Here is a 16466-nt window from a genome sequence, read left to right as displayed (position 1 = left end):
AGGCTGTCGGCATGAAGCGAATCTTGGCGATAACGGCAGCAGCAGGCAGCTTGCTGGTGGCCTTCGCGGGCCCCGGTGAGGCTGCGCAATCCATACGAACAGACAAGGGTTTGATCGCCGGCAAGGCCGTCGGCGATTCCATGGTGTACGACGGGATTCCGTACGCCGCTCCCCCGGTCGGCGGGCTCCGGTGGAAGGCGCCGCAGCCGGCGGCGGCGTGGCACGGCGTACGGCAGTCGGAGATCCGGGACGTGTGCCCGCAGCAGGCGAACTCCGAGGCGCCGAAGGGCTCGACGGCCGAGGACTGCCTCTACCTGAACGTCACCACGCCCGCGAGACCGTCCGCCAAGCCGCGCGCGGTGGTCGTGTGGCTGCCCGGCGGCGGGTTCTTCTCAGGGGCCGGCAGCAGCTACGAGGCGTCGAAGTTCGCGGCCCGCGGCGACGTGGTCGTTGTCACGGTCAACTACCGGCTCGGCATCTTCGGCTTCTTCGGGTACCCGGGTCTGCCCGGCTCCGGCACGTTCGGCCTGCAGGACCAGCAGGCGGCGCTGCGGTGGGTGCAGCGGAACGCCGCCGCGTTCGGCGGCGACGCCCGCAACGTGACGGTCGCGGGCGAGTCGGCCGGCGGGATGAGCGTCTGCGCGCAGCTGACCTCGCCGACGTCGACGGGCCTGTTCGCGAAGGCGGTCATGCAGAGCGGCTCGTGCGCGTTCAACTGGGCCGCGAGCAGCCAGTACCCGGGCCAGACCGCGGACTCCCCGTGGATCCCGGTCCGCCAGGTCGAGGCGAACGGCAAGGAATGGGCCGCCGGCAAGAAGCTGGCCTGTACGACGATCGACTGCCTCCGCGCGCTCAAGGCCGATGCACTCGTCGACGACACGCTCGCCTTCACCCAGATCGGGTACGGCGGGACCGCGGTCATGCCGTACTCCCCCGCGAAGGCCCTGCAGGCAGGGCTGTTCCACCGGGTGCCGATCATCTCGGGCAACAACCACGACGAGGCCAACGGGTGGCTTGCCGCGTTCGGTGACATCAAGGACTACCCGGCGCTGGTGAAGAACATGGTCGGCGAGTCCAAGGCGGCACAGGTACTGCAGCACTACCGGCAGTCCCGTTACGGGTCGCCCGCGGCGGCCTGGGGTGCGGTGACGACGGACAGGATCTGGTCTTGCACCCAGGTCGCGTCAGACCAGCAAGCAGCGCGCAAGGTGCCGGTATACGCGTACGAGTTCGCCGACAAGCACTCACCGATCGCAACACCCGGCCTGGGGGCTGCACACGCCATGGAGTTGCCCTACCTGTTCCGGCTGGGCGGCTACGACTTCCCGATGTCGGAGCCACAGCAGCAACTGTCGAACCAGATGATCGACTACTGGACCGCGTTCGCCCGAACCGGCGACCCGAACGGCCCTGGCCGCCCGGTTTGGTCCCCGACCGGCAGCAGCAACGTCAAGGGTCTTTCACTCGCGCCGACCGACCAGACCGGCATCCAGCAGGTCAGTCTCAGCTCTGAACACCAGTGTCGGTTCTGGGCTGCTCTGGGTGCGTAACGCGCCACACCCGCATGGTGATCGGCGACAGGAGTAGCAGCAACAACGCGTAGAAAGCCACCCCTGGCACCAGAGACGCCAGCAGAAAGGCGACAGCGGTCAGCCCGGTCAGCAGCAAGGAGCCGATGAGCTCCCGCCTGCCGACCGGGTCGGCCGGGTTCTCGAGCTCCTTGTGACCACTCACCAGCCAGGTGATGGCGGTCTGGGTGATGCTGAGGGCAAGGATCGTGCCGGTGTACACCCCGGCGGTGAACCGGTCGCTGTGGAACGCCCCCACGATCTCCGTCGGGAACGGCAGGACGACGATCGTCAGCAGCCAGAGCAGGTTCAGCCGCATGATGGCCGGGGTGTACGCGCGGACGTGCTCGAAGACCCGGTGGTGTCCGAGCCAGAAGTTGGCGATCACCACGAAGCTCAGCAGGAACGTGAAGATCTCCTGCCGGTGCTCGGTGATCACGCTGACCGCGTCGCCGCCGTGGCTCTTGACCTCCGGGACCAGGTCGACCAAGGGCAGGACGAGCAGCGTGATCGCGATCGCCACGACCGCGTCCGTGAACAGCACCAAGCGGTCGGGATCTCTCGTCCTACTCACGGCCGACAACAGTAGCCGTACTTCGGAGCAGGGTGATCGACAACACTACCGCGGCGAGCACGAACCCGGCCGCAGCGAGCCAGGCGGCGCCGTAGCCGTCCCGCAGAGCGAGCAGCTCGCCTTCTGCGGCACGGTGCGCCGTCGTCGAGGCAGCCAGGGTGGCGAGTACCGCCGTACCGATGGCTGCTCCGGTTTGTTGGGCGGTGTTGTTGAGTCCTGAGGCCAGTCCGGCGTCGGCCGGGTCTGCGGCGGACATGGCCAGCATGATCGAGGCAGGAATGGCCACACCGATCCCGGCACCCATCACGGCGAGCACGGGCCCGACGTTGACGAGGTATGTGCCGTCGACCGGCGCCCTGCTGATCCAGAGCAGGGAGAGCATGAAGACGACCAGCCCGGCGATCAGCATCTTGCGAGGGCCGAAGCGGACCGTCAGACGCGGCGCCAGGGACAGGGACATGAGCGCGTTCATCAGGGGCGACGGCAGGAAGGCCAGGCCGGTCGTCAGGGAGTCGTAGCCGAGCACACGCTGCACGTAGAGAGCGGTCGTGAACTGGAACCCGAAGCCGGCAGCGAACAGCAGTACGACGATACCGTTCGCGACGCTGAGCTGACGGCGCCGGAAGATGCGCAGGGCAAGCAGTGGGTGCTTGATCCGCGCCTGCCGTACGACGAACGCCGCCAGCAGCACGACTGCCGCGCCTGCTTGCACCAGGGTGCGCGTGAGCGTCGCGTGGGGCTCTGCTGTCTGGACGATCGTGTAGACGCCCAACGAGAGCCCAGCCGTGACCAGCACGGCCCCTAATACGTCGGCCCCGTTGGCCAAACCGAGCCCAGGCTGCCGCTGCAGGAGCCGCACGGCGAACACCAGCGCACCAAGGCCGATCGGCACGTTGATGAGGAACGCCCAGTGCCAGCCGACGGTCTGGGTGATCACGCCACCGAAGATGAGCCCGATCGACGCCCCGCTGGCGGCCGTGAAGCTGTAGACGCCCATGGCACGCGCTTGTTCGGCAGGAGCCGGGAAGAGGCTCACGATCATCCCGAGAATCACCGCCGATGCCAGGGCTCCACCAACGCCTTGCAGGAAGCGCCCGGCGATCAGGGTCCCCGCGCTGGTCGCCAGACCGCACAGCAGCGAGGCCGCGGTGAACAGCCCGAGCCCGGCGAGGAACACCCGCTTGCTGCCGATCAGGTCGCCGATCCGCCCGGCGAGCAGCAGCAGGCCCGCGAACGCGATCAGGTACGAGTTCATCACCCAGGCCAGCCCGGCCTGCGAGAAGCCCAGATCCCCTTGGATCGTGGGCAACGCGACCGTCACCACGGTCCCGTCGAGGATGATCATCAACTGCATCACGCAGAGCACCACGAGCGCCTTCGCCCGGCCCCGTACCGCAACGTCCGTCACCACAGCCCTCTCCTGTCCTTGTACCGACAGGAGAGACCATAACAGATAGTTCTGTAGCGGACGATCTTTTAGCGAACTACCTCTTACCCTGCCCGCTGCCGTGAGCGGCGGACGGGCTGCGCGGTGACCGGGTTCGCCAGCGGGCCGTCGACGAGCGTCGTCATCGCCTCGACGAACGGCTGCCGCTGCGGCGCGGCGAGGGCGGCCAGGGCGTCGGCGTGGACACGGTCGACGATCCGCTGACCCTCGGCGGCGATCCGGGCGCCGGCGTCGGTGACCGCGATGATCCGCGCGCGCCGGTCGGTGGCCGACGGCTTGCGCTCGGCGTACCCGGCCTGTTCGAGCGCGTCGACCGTGACCACCATCGTGGTCTTGTCCATGTACGACAGCTCGGCGATCTGGATCTGCGTCCGCTCCGCCTCCAGGGCGTGCCGCAGGACGCACTGCATCCGCAGCGTCAGCCCGATCTCGGCCAGCGCCGCGGACAACTGGGTCTCCAGGACGTGGCCGGCGTGGGTCAGGTAGCCGGTGAGGTCGGGCACGGTGCGTTCCGGGAGTTCCGCCATACTCCGAGAGTAACGCGGAACCGTCTACCCACAGATGATCTCGATCCGGATCATTCCCGTCGCACCGTCGGTCAATCGCGGGAATGCGACGGCTTGCTCGGGCCGGACCGAGCTGTCGCGAAACCGCGAGCCTGCGGCGGGTGGTGCCGGTTGCCTGGAGGACATGACACTCCAGACGGCAACCAGGTCGCCGGCGGTGCGCTGGTACGGCGTCGGCGCGGTGACGCTCGGGATCTTCGCGATCGCCACCACCGAGATCCTCCCGATCGGCCTGCTGACTCCGATCGGCACGTCGTTCGCACTCACCCCGGGCCGTACCGGACTACTGATGACGATGCCCGGGCTGGTCGCGGCCGTCTCCGCTCCGGTCGTCACACTCGTCACCGCCCGGCTGGACCGGCGGCTGATGCTGTGCGCGCTCATGGTCCTGCTGGCCACCGCGGGCTTCCTCGCGGCCGCGGCGCCCGCGTTCTGGCTGGAGCTGGTCGCCAGGTTCTTCGTCGGCCTCACGCTCGGCGCCTTCTGGTCGATCGGCGCCAGCCTCGCCGGCCGACTGGTACCCGGACCACAGTCGACAAGAGCCACCGCGGTCATCTTCTCGGCGGTACCTCTCGGGTCGGTGCTCGGCGTACCGGCGGGCACGTTCCTCGGCCAGCTGGCCGGCTGGCGTACGTCGTTCGCCGCGCTCGGCGTACTCGCACTACTGGCCCTGGTCGCGCTTCGGACCACGGTCCCTCCCCTGCCGCCGTTGCAGGTCACCCGGGCCGCCGTACTCGCAAGGGCTCTTCGTAGCAGTCCCAAGGCCTTGCTTGTCACCTGTCTGATCGTCACGGCGCACTTCGCGACCTACACGTACATCACGCCGTTCCTACGGGAGGTGATCCGCCCGGAGCTCATCGGCCTGTTCCTGCTCGTGTATGGCGCCGCGGGTCTGGTCGGCAACGCTGTCGCTGGGACGTACGCCGCGCGCAACCTCACGGCCACGTTCATTACCTGCGCCGGGCTGATCGCGGTGTCGACGTTGCTGATGCCAGTCCTCGGTCGCAGTACGGCGGGAGCCTTGCTGCTGCTCGTGGTGTGGGGCCTCGGGTACGGCGGCGTACCGGTGTGCTCGATGACGATGTTCGCCCAGGCCGCGCCGGAGTCGCGGGAGGCGGCGACGGTGTGGTTCACGTCGTCGTTCCAGGCCGTGCTGTCGACGGGCGCGCTGCTGGGCGGTCTGGTGGTGGACGCGTCGTCGGTGTCGGTGGTGATGGTGGCCGGCGGTTGCTGCGCGGTGCTGACCGTCGCGGTGCTGCTGTGGTCCAGAACACAGCGGGTTTCGGGCACGTAGCATCACGCCTGTGGCGAGGACTGAAGGCGATCGGTGCCCTGGCGTGCTGGCGGTGCACCAGGCCGCTGACGGCGGTCTCGCCCGCGTACGGCTGCCTGGTGGACGCCTGACCGCCGCACAGCTCGACGTACTGCGTGTTGCTGCCGCTGAGCTGGGTGACGGGCGGCTGGAGCTCACGTCGCGCGCCAACATCCAACTGCGCGGGCTGGCCGCCGATGGACCGCGGGAGCTGTCCGACCGGCTGTACGCCGCCGATCTGCTGCCGTCGATCGCCCACGAGCGCGTCCGCAACATCATGGCGTCCCCGCTGTCCGGTCTGGACGGAGAGACGCGGTACGACGTGATGCCGGTGGTGGCTGCGCTTGACGAGGCGCTGTGCGACCGCCCTGTGCTGGCTGAGCTGCCGGGACGATTCTTGTTCGCACTGGACGACGGGCGCGGGGACCTGGCTGAGCTGCAGGCGGATGTGGCTGTGCGGGCGTTGGACGAACGGACTGCACTGCTGAGCGTTGGCGACCTGGGTGTCCGGGTCGGCTGGAGCACGGTGCCTGAGCTGATGCTTGCTGCGGCTGAGGCGTTCCTGCGGGTGCGTGAGCAGGAATGGCGGGTCGCTGAGGTTGCTGGTGGTGCCGGGCGGATTCTTGAAAGCCTTGGGTTGCGGTCGGTTGACGTCGCACCTGTTGAGAGCACACGGGTCGTTGCTGGTGTGCACGGGACCGCTCTGGTTGTCACGGTGCCGCTCGGGAGTCTCACGCAGGAACAGGCCGCCGCGCTTGGAGAGGTACGGGTCACGCCTTGGCGGTCCGTTGTGGTGCCGGCCGGTACGCGCGGGCTGGAGGAGGTCGGGCTGGTCACCACGCCGGACTCCCCGTGGGAGGGCGTCACGGCGTGTGCCGGCCGCCCGGGGTGCGCGAAGGCGTTGGCCGACGTACGAACGGACGCGGCCAAGCACCTCATCCCCCGTGGTGGTCGGGTGCACTGGTCGGGGTGTGAACGGCGGTGCGGGAAACCGGCCGGCGAGTTCGTGGACGTGGTTGCTGTCGGTGACGGATATCTGGTGGACGGGGAACGGCTGTGAGTGACGAGTACGAGCGGGACGGCGCGGAGATCTACCGGCGGTCGTTCGCGACGATCCGGGCCGAGGCGGCGCTCGACGGGTTGCCCGCCGACGTGTTGCAGGTCGCCGTACGGATGATCCACGCGTGCGGGATGACCGACTTGGTCGCGGACCTGGCCTGGTCGCCGGACGTGGTGCAGAACGCCCGCGCCGCGCTGCAGGGCGGTGCCCCGGTGCTGTGTGACGCGCAGATGGTCGCGGCCGGCATCACCCGGCGCCGGCTGCCCGCGGACAACGAGGTGATCTGCACGCTGCGGGACCCGCGCACCGTCGAGCTGGCGCAGCAGCTGCGGACCACCCGGAGCGCGGCGGCCGTGGAGCTGTGGGCGGACCGCCTCGACGGCGCGGTTGTTGCTATCGGCAACGCTCCGACGACGTTGTTCCGGTTGCTGGAGGTGCTCGCGGCGGGCGGTCCGCGGCCGGCCGCGGTGCTCGGGATCCCGGTCGGGTTCATCGGCGCGGCCGAGTCCAAGGAGGCGCTGGCCGGGAACGAGCTCGGCCTCGAGTACCTGGTGGTCCGAGGGCGCAGGGGCGGCAGCGCGATCACCGCGGCCGCCGTCAACGCGATCGCAAGCGAGGCGGAGTGATGACGGTGACGACTGGGCGGTTGTGGGGTGTCGGCCTGGGTCCCGGGGACCCCGAGCTCGTCACGGTGAAGGCGGCGCGGCTGATCGGGGCCGCGGACGTGATCGCGTTCCACAGCGCGCGGCACGGGCGCAGCATCGCGCGGTCGGTCGCCGCGCCGTACCTGACCGAAGGGCAGCTCGAGGAGCACCTCGTCTATCCGCTCACCACCGAGACCACGGACCACCCGGGCGGCTACCAGGGCGCGATGGACGATTTCTACGCCGACTGCGCCGCCCGGCTGGCGGCCCATCTCGACGCGGGCCGGGACGTCGTCGTGCTGGCGGAGGGCGACCCGCTCTTCTACGGCTCGTACATGCACATGCACAAACGGCTCGCCGACCGCTATCCGTGCGAGGTGGTGCCCGGCGTGACGTCGGTGAGCGCGGCCGCCGCCGTACTCGGCCGTCCGCTCTGCGAACGCGACGAGATCCTCACGGTCCTTCCGGGGACCCTGCCGCCGGATGTCCTCGCCGACCGGCTCCGCTCGACGGACGCGGCCGCGGTAATGAAGCTCGGCCGTACGTTCGCGAGCGTACGGGAGGCGTTCGAGCTGGCCGGCCGCGCCGACGAGGCCTGGTACGTCGAGCGCGCCACCACCGACGCCCAGCGCACGGCCCCCCTCAACGAGGTCGACCCGGACCAGGTCCCGTACTTCTCGCTGGCACTCCTCCCTAGTCCCATCAACAACACGTTCACGCCCCCAGCCACCAAGACCGCGACCGAGGGCTCCGTCACCGTTGTAGGCCTCGGCCCGGCCGGCCCGGAGTGGATGACACCCGAAGTACGCGCCGCCATCGCCGGTGCGGACGACGTGATCGGCTACACGACGTACGTCGACCGGCTGCCTGACAGGGCTCGGCAGCGCAAGCACGGGTCCGACAACCGGGTTGAGTCGGAGCGGGCCGCGTTCGCGCTGGACCTGGCACGTAAGGGCTCCCGCGTCGTCGTGGTCTCGTCCGGCGACCCTGGCGTGTTCGCGATGGCCAGTGCGGTCACCGAGGTGGCAGCGGAGCCGGAGTACGCCGACATCGCCGTACACGTGCTGCCGGGTATGACCGCGGCACAAGCGGTCGCCAGCCGCGTGGGAGCACCGCTGGGGCACGACTACTGTGTGCTGTCGCTCTCGGATCGGCTGAAGCCGTGGGAAGTCATCGCGCAGCGGCTGACCGCGGCGGCCCAGGCAGACCTGGCCATCGCGATCTACAACCCTGCCTCGAGGTCCCGTACCTGGCAGGTGGCTGCCACCCGGGACCTGCTGCTGGAACACCGTTCCGCGGACACACCGGTGGTTGTCGGGCGTGATGTCGGCGGCCCCGCGGAGGAGATCACTGTGACAACTCTGGGCCAACTGGACACTCAAACGGTTGACATGCGGTGCCTGCTGCTGGTCGGCTCGTCACAGACGCGTACCGTGCCCCGTCCGGCCGGACCGTTGGTCTTCACTCCGCGCCGATACCCGGCGACGGTCAGTGAAACCACACCAGGAGTCGGTTAAATCCGCACTCCGCCTGTGTCAGGAAGCGTTCGGACGGGTAGGGGGCGTCCGCACAGCGCTTGATATTCGGCAGACCAGTGAGGAGCCAGCGGACATGAGTCAGCAGTACCCGGGTGACACCGCCACGATCACCACGCCCGCCGGTGACAGCACCCAGCGGTACGAGGAGGCACGGGCCGCGGCCAGCCGGGCGATCAGCACGATCACCGTGCCGGCGGACCAGCCGTTGCGCACGCCGCCGCCGGCCGCAGCGAAGTCCGAGGTCGATCCGGACCTGCTGTCGTACCGCGGGTTCAAGTTCGGCGCGGCGTTCTTCGGCTGGCTGATCGCCATCTCGATGTCCGTGCTGCTGATGGCGGCCGCGTCCGCCGCAGCGTTCGGGACCGCGCAGGTCCTCGACTACACGACCAGCGACGCGAAGGCCCAGGCCGGCGCGGCGTCGATCACCGCGGCCGCGGTCTCGATCTTCATGCTCGCGCTGGCGTTCTACACCGGCGGGTACGTCGCCGGCCGGCTGGCCCGCTTCGACGGTGGCCGGCAGGGCTTCGGCGTCTGGATGATCGCCGTACTCGTCGGAGCGGTCGCAGGCGGCCTCATCTGGTTCCTGGACGGCCAGTACGACCTCTTCGGCAACGTCCACCGCCCGAGCGGCGTGTCACTGTCCGACAACACCCTCCTGCTCGGCAGCGCCGCCGCAGCCGCCGCCCTGCTGGTCCTCACGCTCCTCGCCGCGATCATCGGCGGCAAAGCCGGCCGCCGCTACCACGACCGCATCGACGAACTGCTCTGAGTCATCGTCGGTTTCCCACCCGGGTACCTGGTAGTCACACGGGGCTTGTCCGGTAAGGAGAAGCTGACATGACGCAGCAGTATCAGGAAGACACCCGCGTCGGGCCGTCCGAGCTCTACGCGGACGATGAGCGCGTTGAACCCGCACACCGGGCCTCCACCGGTGGGGCGACGTTCTACGGCTGGCTGGTCGCGCTGGGGATGGTCGGGCTACTGACCGTGGTCGTCGGTGCGGCCGCGGCGGCCGTCGGCTACGCGGTGACGTTCAACTGGAACGACGCCAAGGGCAGCGCCGGCACCATCGGGATCGCGTCCGGTGCGGTCCTGTTGCTGATCCTGGCGATCGCCTACTACAGCGGTGGATCGGTGGCCGGACGCCTGGCCCGCACGCACGGTGCCCGGCACGGCTTCGGTGTCTGGCTGCTCGGTGTGGTCGTCACCGCGATCGTCGCCGTACTCGCGGGGCTCGCCGGGTCGGAGTACAACGTCCTGAACCGGCTGGGGCTGCCCATCGCCGACCGGACGCTGACGACCGGTGGCATGGTCGCGGCTGGCGCCGCGGTGCTGGTGACACTGATCGCGGCGGTTGCCGGCGGGCGGTCAGGGCAGCGACGGGTCGAGTAGCTCGGGGAAGACCTGAGGCTTGCATCGCGTTGCTGTCAGTGTGCTTGACGTAGCGGTGATCGGGGCGGGGCAGGCTGGGTTGTCGGCTGCGTACCACCTGGTGCGCTTCGGGTTCACGCCGTACGACGAGGTGGTCGTGCTGGACCGCAACCCGGCGCCGGGTGGTGCGTGGCAGCACCGGTGGGACTCGTTGACGATGCATGACGTGCACGGGATCGCCAACCTGCCCGGTGTACCCGTGCCGGAGAGCGTGGGCGCGGAGCGGGCGAACGCGTTCGTGCCGGCGTACTTCGCGGACTACGAGAAGCGCTTCGAGCTTCCCGTCGTACGGCCGGTGGCGGTGGAGAGCGTGCGGGAGATCGACGGCGGGTTCGCGCTGGACACGTCCGCCGGGGAGTACGCCGCTGCCGCGCTGGTGAACGCGACCGGGACCTGGGACCGGCCGTTCATCCCGTGGTACCCGGGGATCGAGACGTTCCGCGGCAGGCAACTGCACACGGCCGACTACCGTGGCGCGGCTGAGCTCTCCGGGCAGCACGTGCTCGTCGTTGGCGGTGGAGCGTCCGCGGTACAGCTGCTGGCGGAGGTCTCGGAGGTTGCGACCACGACGTGGGTGACTCGACGTCCTCCCGAGTGGCGCACCGGGGTGGACTTCACACCGGAGTACGGGCGTCAGGTCGTGGCCCGAGTGGAGGAACGCGTCCGTGCGGGTCTACCGCCGCGCAGCGTCGTCAGCGTGACAGGACTGCATCTGCGGCAACAGGAGCAGGCTGCCTGGGACCGTGGCGTCTACACGCGGCTGCCGATGTTCTCGCGGATCACACCGGACGGTGTGGAGTGGGCCGACGGCAGCAAGCAGCACGTGGACACCATCCTCTGGGCTACTGGGTTCCGCGCCGACCTGGCGCACCTGTCGCCCCTTCACCTGCGTGAGCCGTCCGGTGGCATCCGGATCAACGGCACGGCCACCGCAGCCGACCCACGCATCCGCCTGGTGGGCTACGGCCCGTCAGCCAGCACCATCGGCGCCAACCGGGCCGGCTTTGCAGCAGCCAGAGCGCTACGCGATCTGCTAGCGCATGATGAGCGTCAGCAGGTCAGCGCCTAGCGTCGTGAGCGCGTCGTTGTTCAACCTGTAGGCAACAAACCGGCCCTCGCGTTCAGCCGTGACCAGACCGGCTCTCGTGAGCGCCCGCAGATGACGGGTGACCTGCGTTGGGTGCAGACCCCACAACGCGGCGATCTCACCGGCAGTACGCGGCTCGCTGGCCACGGCACGGCACACCTGTAGGCGATCCGGCGACGCGAGCGCGTCCAGGCGTGCCCGGATCTGCTGCGCCGTCGGTACGCCGGCCGTACGCCCGCCGGTCGGGTAGATGACGGTGATCGGCTCGCCCGGGATCTCCCCGATGAACAGATGCGGCGCGATGTAGTTGCTCGGGACAAGCAACAGCGAGCGGCTGCTGATGTCGATCCGCTTGCTCTGCACCTTCTGCACCACAACGCTGTCTTTGTCCCGTACGTCGAGCGACGCGTCCAGCGAACGCAGCATCGCCCCGACGCCGTCCCGTACCGCCAGGTCGCGGTCCTGACGACCTCGTGCCGCAAGGGCGTCCCGTGACTCTTCCCAAACGCCGCAGAACCACTCTCGCCAGCAGGCGTCCAGTAGCTCCACAAAACGACGTACAGGCTCGGCTGGGTCCGTAAGCAGCGACTCGACCAGTGCAGCGGTCGCACGGCCTCGGCTACGCGCCCAATGCAGTGCTGCGGTGTTGTCGGTTGAACTCAGCGGACGGCCATGCAGCGGGCGGACGAGTTCTGCGGCCACGTCCTCGGGCGGACGTTCACGCAGCGCTGCCAGTTCGTCGTCCCACAACGGCATACCGGTGGCGCTCGACGTCGCGAAGAAGCGTGCCCGGACCGCTCGTACCGTCCAAGTCCACTGTGCGAGCTCCCCACGCAGGTCGTCCGGGAGCGGCACCGCGGCCGCCCAGTCGGCACGGCCGTGGTGTGCGGGCTCCGCCAGTACGTGCAGCGCGCTGCCGAGCTCGATCAGCGGCGAGGCGACATGCCGGATCCGCTCAGGATCGAGCCGGCTGACACCCGCGAGAACGGTCGGCACTCAGTCCTTCAGTTTGAACTGCAGGTCGGTGACCCAGTCGTCCATGTTCGGCACCTCGCGTGGGTCGGAGCGGTAGATCTCCAGCCGGGCGGCCCAGTTGTCGCCCTCGGCGTCCCACTCGACACCCTGCGCGGCGCCCCAGTCGAGCAGGGCGCCGGTGGCTTTGACCAGACCGTCGGGGTGGCCGTGGTACGTGACGGTCGCGTACCGGCCGGCCGGGAGTACGCCGGTGACGATCTCGCCCTCCCCGGAGTGCTCGTCGTCGACCGGGAAGCCGATCTCCATCGTCAGCTCGTGCTCCATGTCGACCACGTCGTACTTGAAGAACGGCGCGTCGTTCGGCGCGATCTCCCGCGCCGCCAGCCAGTCGATCACCTCCCGCAACCGATCCGCGAACGCCGCGATCCCGTCCATCGGCACGGTCCCCCGCAGCGCGACGTACGGCCGCTCCCCCAACTCCACGATCTCCGGCATGACCCGCCCCTTCCGGCTCGACAGTCCCAGCAGGGACAACCTACTGCGCCCAGGGCGGCTGCACAGCCGTGCCGTCAGCCAGGTATCCGGTGAAGCCTGCCGTGATGGCGACGATCAGCTCGGCCTTGACCTCGCCCAGGTTGCTCAGTGAGATCGGCTCACCGGCTGGTACGACGGCTGCGTCGCCCGGGCCGAGCTTGTCGCCGTCCGGGCCGAGCTGCACGGTGCCGCTGAGCACCATGAACACCTCGTCCCGGTCGAGCGTGTGTGGCGCGTCGCCGCGGTGGCCGGCGTCGACCGTGAGCCGCCACGTGCAGAGCCCGGCCGACCCGCGGCTCGGCGCGGCGTACCCGGTAAACTCGACCCCCGGCAGCCGGAACCGCGCCGCCTCGTCCGCATGGATGACCCGCATCCCGCTCCCCTTCCCATTTAGTCAAGCTGACTTGACCAAGTCAGCTTGACTATCATGACGGGCATGACGCAATCGGGCAAGCCGGATATCGGCATCCTGCTGCTGCTGGCCGACCAGGAGTTCGTCCGTGAACTGCGGACACAGCTGGCCGCGCAGGGGTACGAGGACCAGGGCCGCTCGGACGGCTTCGTGTTCCGCACGCTGGCCGACGGCCCGACCACGATCAGCCGGCTCGCCGAGCGGCTGGAGATCACCAAGCAGGGCGCCGGCCAGATCGCCGACGGCCTGGAACGCCGCGGGTACGTCGAGCGCCGGCCCGACCCGTCCGACGCCCGCGCCCGCCTCCTGCACCTCACCGACCGCGGCCATGCCGCGCTGTCCGAGGCGCGCCGGTTCCACCGCGACTACGAACGCCGGCTCCGCAAACGGCTCGGCAACGAGGCGGTCGACACCCTGCGCGACGTACTGACCGAAATGGCCGGCGAGGCCCAGATCAGTGCGCCGCACTTCCGGGCGCTGATGTTCTGAGGCCCGCGACCAGGATCGACATGCCACGGCCGCGCGACCGCTCGGGCAGCGCCTGCTCCATCACCAGGACACCCGAGACGATCGCGTGCAACTCATCGGCCGCGACATCGGAACGCACCTCGCCGGCCCCCTGAGCCCGCGTCAGCAAGGCCGCGAACGCCGCGTACACCCGCTCAGCCGGCCCCTCGACCGCAGCAGTCAGCGCACCACGTGCACGCCCAGGCTCGGCCTGCTCCCCATCACCGAGCGCAGCCGCCAGCGCGAGATTCCGGGCAGAGTCCGCGACCACCCGCTCCAGGAACCCGAAGAACGCCTCCGCGGGGTCGGCCGCGGTAGCGGAACCCTCGGCGATCTCGGCGAGCCCGGTCAGCCGATCGCCGATGACCGCCGCGATCAGTGCGGCCTTGGTCGGGAAGTGGCGATGCAGCGTGCCCGGACCGACGCCCGCCCGGCGGGCCAGGTCGTCGAGGCTCACCCCCGGACCATCGGCGGCGAAGACCGCGCGCGCCACCTCGAGGATCCGGTCCCGGTTGCGCCGCGCATCCGCGCGCAGCGGCCGATCAGCCAACGAACACACACCTCCCTTGAAAACCGGGGCGACCGCCCCGTATATTCACAAACCGGGGCGTGCGCCCCACTTTATCCGATGGGAGCACCATGATCCTGGTCACCGGGGCGAACGGCGCGTTCGGCCGTCGCATCGTCGAGTACCTGCTGGACCGGCCCGCGAAACTGGCCGTCAGCGTTCGCGAACCCGCCCGGGCGGCGGCGCTGGCCGCCAAGGGCGTCGACGTACGGCACGGGGACTTCGACGTCCCCGAGACGCTGGCCAAGGCGTACGAAGGCGCCGAAACCATCCTGATCAACGCGACGAACTACGGGTCGGCGGTCAGCGGCCGGATCGTGGCGCAACTGTCGCCCGTCCTTCAAGCGGCCAAGGCGGCGGGCGCCGAACGGCTCGTGATCACCACCTGGCAGGACCTGGACAACTGCCCACTGCCGTACGCCCAGGACTTCCGCACCGTCGAGGACCTGGCCCGGAACGCCTTCCCCACGGCGATCGTGCTGCGAATGACGTACGGCATGGCCGCCTCGGTCGCTCGCGACGTCCAGTGGGCCGAAGCGACGGGAGTACTGACCGCTCCGGCCGGTGCCGCGCGCGTCGCCCCGGCCGCGACGGACGACCTCGCGGCAGCCGCCGCGAACGCCGTACTCACGGCGGCGGCCGCGGCCCGGACCTACGACCTGACCGGCCCGGACGCCATCGACTGGAACGACCTGGCCGGACTGGCCGGCGTCGACTACCGCGCAATCGACGACGACCAGTTCCGTACTCAGGCCGAGGCGGCCGGCTTCCCACCGGAAGCGGTCGGCATGCTGCTCGACTACTACGCGGCGTTCCGCTCCGGCTGGGCCGGCGCACCGACCACAGACCTGGCCGACCTGCTCGGCCGACGCCCAGCTTCGTCGCTGGATGCTGTCCGGCAGGCCAAGAGCCGCTAGCTGAAGTACTGCGGGAAGAGGTCGTTCGTCGGCCAGGTCTTCACGCCGTTCGCGGCGGTCCACAGGGCCGCGTCGATGTCGCCGTACGACTTGCCGCTGGCGTCGTCGCGGCGGTTGAAGACGGCCGCCCAGCTCATCCCGTTGTACGTGCGGACGACGATCGAGTAGGTGCCGGGCATGCTGCCGGTGTGCCACGTGTTCCGGCCGGTGCCGCCGGTGACCGGGCGGATCTGCCAGCCGAGACCGTAGTACCAGCCGTCGGAGTTCACGCCGATCGACGGCTTCGCCCAGACGTGGCCCAGCGACGTACTGTTCAGCACGCTCGACGGCGCGTCGAACATCTTCGCCCAGCGGACCAGGTCCGGCGCGCTCGCGATCCAGCCGCCGTTCGCGTCCTGGATCCGCATGCTGAACGAGCCGTACGGCGCGGGCACCGTCTTCCCGGACATGTCGAGGACCGTCCGGCCGGTGTACTGCGACTCGTACGAGGTCTCACCGGTGTGCTTCGCGATCGAGTAGCCGAGCGCCATCCGCTTGATCTTCAGCGGCGCGAGCAGCTTCTGCTTCACGTAGTTCTCGTAGCTGAGCCCGCTGACCTTCTCGATCACCCGGCCGGCCAGCGTGTACCCGAAGTTCGAGTACGCGTACTTCGTGCCCGGGTCGAAGTCGAGCTTCTGCCCGGCGACGTACTTGATCACGTCCGAGGTGTGCAGCTCCATCGGTACGCCGAGGGTCCGCGAGATCGTGGCGTCCTTCCACTCCGGGTCGCCCGACACGTCCCGGTCCCAGCCGCCGAGGTGCTGCAACACCTTCCACAGCGTGATCTTCGACCAGCGCGCGTCCCGGGTCAGCCCGGTCGCCGGCTTGACGTCGATGATGTTCGCGACCGGCGTCGACAGGCTCACCTTGCCGTCCTGGACCAGCTTCACGATCGCGGCCGCGGTCAGCGACTTCGACAGGCTCGCGATCCGGAACAGCGAGGTCGGCTGCACGCTCAGCGCGGTCGACGCACTGTAGCCGCGGGCAAGCACCAGCCGGCCCTTGTACGTCACCGCGACCTGCCCGGCGGTGATCCCGCGGGCCTGCATGAACGCCTTCATCTGACTGTCGAACCCGGCCAGCGCGGGCACCGCCGTACCGGTCACCTTCCAGGTCGCGGCCGCGTCGGCGGGCCGCCCGATCAAGTACCCAGCCCCCGTACCCACCGCAGCGGTGGCCCCGGTTGCGACAGCCAACTTGCCCAGACTCCGGCGCGACAACTCCACGAACGTTTTCTCCTTCAGGGGTGGACGACTCCGCAAGTCTTTCACCCCGAGAGGTCCACTC

Annotated in this window: 18 protein-coding genes; 10 read left to right on the top strand and 8 right to left on the bottom strand. The window is 69.5% G+C overall.

What is annotated here, in order from left to right; all coding sequences use genetic code 11:
- The first annotated feature begins 11 nt into the window (after window positions 1-11).
- Window positions 12-1550 carry a carboxylesterase/lipase family protein gene (locus tag ACQHIV_RS00410; protein ID WP_427890501.1) on the top strand — a complete coding sequence of 513 codons (1539 nt, stop codon included), beginning with the start codon at window positions 12-14 and terminating at the stop codon, window positions 1548-1550.
- Here the strand turns inward: ACQHIV_RS00410 and ACQHIV_RS00405 are convergent.
- The 3 genes from ACQHIV_RS00405 to ACQHIV_RS00395 form a co-directional block, all read right to left on the bottom strand.
- Window positions 1504-2142 carry a TMEM175 family protein gene (locus ACQHIV_RS00405; protein ID WP_427890499.1) on the bottom strand — a complete coding sequence of 213 codons (639 nt, stop codon included), beginning with the start codon at window positions 2140-2142 and terminating at the stop codon, window positions 1504-1506. The genes ACQHIV_RS00410 and ACQHIV_RS00405 overlap by 47 nt on opposite strands.
- Window positions 2135-3550, bottom strand: a complete 1416-nt coding sequence (locus ACQHIV_RS00400) for an MFS transporter (RefSeq protein ID WP_427890497.1) — start codon at window positions 3548-3550, stop codon at window positions 2135-2137. The genes ACQHIV_RS00405 and ACQHIV_RS00400 overlap by 8 nt, the downstream gene beginning before the upstream one ends.
- A gap of 83 nt (window positions 3551-3633) precedes the next feature.
- Window positions 3634-4116: a MarR family winged helix-turn-helix transcriptional regulator gene (locus ACQHIV_RS00395; protein ID WP_427890495.1), complete on the bottom strand. Its 483-nt coding sequence runs from the start codon at window positions 4114-4116 to the stop codon at window positions 3634-3636.
- 163 nt (window positions 4117-4279) lie between these two features.
- Here ACQHIV_RS00395 and ACQHIV_RS00390 point away from each other — a divergent pair, with 163 nt between their 5' ends.
- The 7 genes from ACQHIV_RS00390 to ACQHIV_RS00360 all read left to right on the top strand — a co-directional run bounded on the left by ACQHIV_RS00390 (window position 4280) and on the right by ACQHIV_RS00360 (window position 11209).
- Entirely contained in the window at window positions 4280-5449 is a 1170-nt protein-coding gene (locus tag ACQHIV_RS00390; RefSeq protein WP_427890493.1) for an MFS transporter, read from the top strand.
- Window positions 5450-5459: 10 nt separating this feature from the next.
- Complete coding sequence (locus ACQHIV_RS00385) at window positions 5460-6527, top strand: precorrin-3B synthase (RefSeq protein ID WP_427890491.1); 1068 nt, start codon at window positions 5460-5462, stop codon at window positions 6525-6527.
- On the top strand, window positions 6524-7153 hold the full coding sequence (locus ACQHIV_RS00380) for a precorrin-8X methylmutase (RefSeq protein ID WP_427890489.1): 630 nt from the start codon (window positions 6524-6526) through the stop codon (window positions 7151-7153). The genes ACQHIV_RS00385 and ACQHIV_RS00380 overlap by 4 nt, the downstream gene beginning before the upstream one ends.
- Window positions 7153-8688, top strand: a complete 1536-nt coding sequence (locus tag ACQHIV_RS00375; protein ID WP_427890487.1) for a precorrin-2 C(20)-methyltransferase — start codon at window positions 7153-7155, stop codon at window positions 8686-8688. The genes ACQHIV_RS00380 and ACQHIV_RS00375 overlap by 1 nt, the downstream gene beginning before the upstream one ends.
- Window positions 8689-8782: 94 nt before the next feature.
- Entirely contained in the window at window positions 8783-9478 is a 696-nt protein-coding gene (locus ACQHIV_RS00370; RefSeq protein WP_427890485.1) for a hypothetical protein, read from the top strand.
- A gap of 68 nt (window positions 9479-9546) precedes the next feature.
- The gene (locus tag ACQHIV_RS00365) at window positions 9547-10101 is read left to right on the top strand and encodes a hypothetical protein (RefSeq protein WP_427890483.1); all 555 of its coding nucleotides are present in this window, start codon (window positions 9547-9549) and stop codon (window positions 10099-10101) included.
- Window positions 10102-10141: 40 nt separating this feature from the next.
- The gene (locus ACQHIV_RS00360; protein WP_427890481.1) at window positions 10142-11209 is read left to right on the top strand and encodes an FAD-dependent oxidoreductase; all 1068 of its coding nucleotides are present in this window, start codon (window positions 10142-10144) and stop codon (window positions 11207-11209) included.
- Here the strand turns inward: ACQHIV_RS00360 and ACQHIV_RS00355 are convergent.
- Genes ACQHIV_RS00355 through ACQHIV_RS00345 form a run of 3 tightly spaced genes read right to left on the bottom strand, consistent with a single transcriptional unit; the run spans window position 11174 to window position 13109 of the window.
- The gene (locus tag ACQHIV_RS00355) at window positions 11174-12223 is read right to left on the bottom strand and encodes a DUF5937 family protein (protein WP_427890479.1); all 1050 of its coding nucleotides are present in this window, start codon (window positions 12221-12223) and stop codon (window positions 11174-11176) included. The two genes, ACQHIV_RS00360 and ACQHIV_RS00355, sit on opposite strands and share 36 nt — an antisense overlap.
- Entirely contained in the window at window positions 12224-12697 is a 474-nt protein-coding gene (locus ACQHIV_RS00350) for a GyrI-like domain-containing protein (protein ID WP_427890477.1), read from the bottom strand.
- A 40-nt stretch (window positions 12698-12737) separates the two neighbouring features.
- Window positions 12738-13109: a cupin domain-containing protein gene (locus ACQHIV_RS00345; protein WP_427890475.1), complete on the bottom strand. Its 372-nt coding sequence runs from the start codon at window positions 13107-13109 to the stop codon at window positions 12738-12740.
- A 63-nt stretch (window positions 13110-13172) separates the two neighbouring features.
- Between ACQHIV_RS00345 and ACQHIV_RS00340 the strand changes: the two genes are divergently transcribed.
- Window positions 13173-13637 carry a MarR family winged helix-turn-helix transcriptional regulator gene (locus tag ACQHIV_RS00340; protein ID WP_427890473.1) on the top strand — a complete coding sequence of 155 codons (465 nt, stop codon included), beginning with the start codon at window positions 13173-13175 and terminating at the stop codon, window positions 13635-13637.
- Here the strand turns inward: ACQHIV_RS00340 and ACQHIV_RS00335 are convergent.
- Window positions 13603-14205 (bottom strand): TetR/AcrR family transcriptional regulator, encoded by a 603-nt coding sequence (locus ACQHIV_RS00335; RefSeq protein WP_427890471.1) that lies wholly within the window; start codon window positions 14203-14205, stop codon window positions 13603-13605. The genes ACQHIV_RS00340 and ACQHIV_RS00335 overlap by 35 nt on opposite strands.
- A gap of 89 nt (window positions 14206-14294) precedes the next feature.
- Here ACQHIV_RS00335 and ACQHIV_RS00330 point away from each other — a divergent pair, with 89 nt between their 5' ends.
- Window positions 14295-15140: an NAD(P)H-binding protein gene (locus ACQHIV_RS00330; RefSeq protein ID WP_427890469.1), complete on the top strand. Its 846-nt coding sequence runs from the start codon at window positions 14295-14297 to the stop codon at window positions 15138-15140.
- On the opposite strand, the gene ACQHIV_RS00325 is transcribed toward ACQHIV_RS00330, so the two are convergent.
- A complete protein-coding gene (locus tag ACQHIV_RS00325) occupies window positions 15137-16405 on the bottom strand; it encodes a serine hydrolase domain-containing protein (RefSeq protein WP_427890467.1) in 1269 nt (422 codons plus the stop codon). The genes ACQHIV_RS00330 and ACQHIV_RS00325 overlap by 4 nt on opposite strands.
- Between the last annotated feature and the right edge of the window lie 61 nt (window positions 16406-16466).

Source organism: Kribbella polygonati, assembly GCF_050320105.1.
Taxonomy (GTDB): Bacteria; Actinomycetota; Actinomycetes; order Propionibacteriales; family Kribbellaceae; genus Kribbella.
This window is presented reverse-complemented; position numbering and strand designations above follow the sequence as displayed.

Bases quoted from the DNA above. Each gene is read 5' to 3' on its own strand.
- ACQHIV_RS00410 (WP_427890501.1), top strand. From the start codon at position 12: ATGAAGCGAATCTTGGCGATAACGGCAGCAGCAGGCAGCTTGCTGGTG.
- ACQHIV_RS00395 (WP_427890495.1), bottom strand. From the start codon at position 4,116: ATGGCGGAACTCCCGGAACGCACCGTGCCCGACCTCACCGGCTACCTG.
- ACQHIV_RS00390 (WP_427890493.1), top strand. From the start codon at position 4,280: ATGACACTCCAGACGGCAACCAGGTCGCCGGCGGTGCGCTGGTACGGC.
- ACQHIV_RS00375 (WP_427890487.1), top strand. From the start codon at position 7,153: ATGACGGTGACGACTGGGCGGTTGTGGGGTGTCGGCCTGGGTCCCGGG.
- ACQHIV_RS00370 (WP_427890485.1), top strand. From the start codon at position 8,783: ATGAGTCAGCAGTACCCGGGTGACACCGCCACGATCACCACGCCCGCC.
- ACQHIV_RS00365 (WP_427890483.1), top strand. From the start codon at position 9,547: ATGACGCAGCAGTATCAGGAAGACACCCGCGTCGGGCCGTCCGAGCTC.
- ACQHIV_RS00350 (WP_427890477.1), bottom strand. From the start codon at position 12,697: ATGCCGGAGATCGTGGAGTTGGGGGAGCGGCCGTACGTCGCGCTGCGG.
- ACQHIV_RS00345 (WP_427890475.1), bottom strand. From the start codon at position 13,109: ATGCGGGTCATCCATGCGGACGAGGCGGCGCGGTTCCGGCTGCCGGGG.
- ACQHIV_RS00340 (WP_427890473.1), top strand. From the start codon at position 13,173: ATGACGCAATCGGGCAAGCCGGATATCGGCATCCTGCTGCTGCTGGCC.
- ACQHIV_RS00330 (WP_427890469.1), top strand. From the start codon at position 14,295: ATGATCCTGGTCACCGGGGCGAACGGCGCGTTCGGCCGTCGCATCGTC.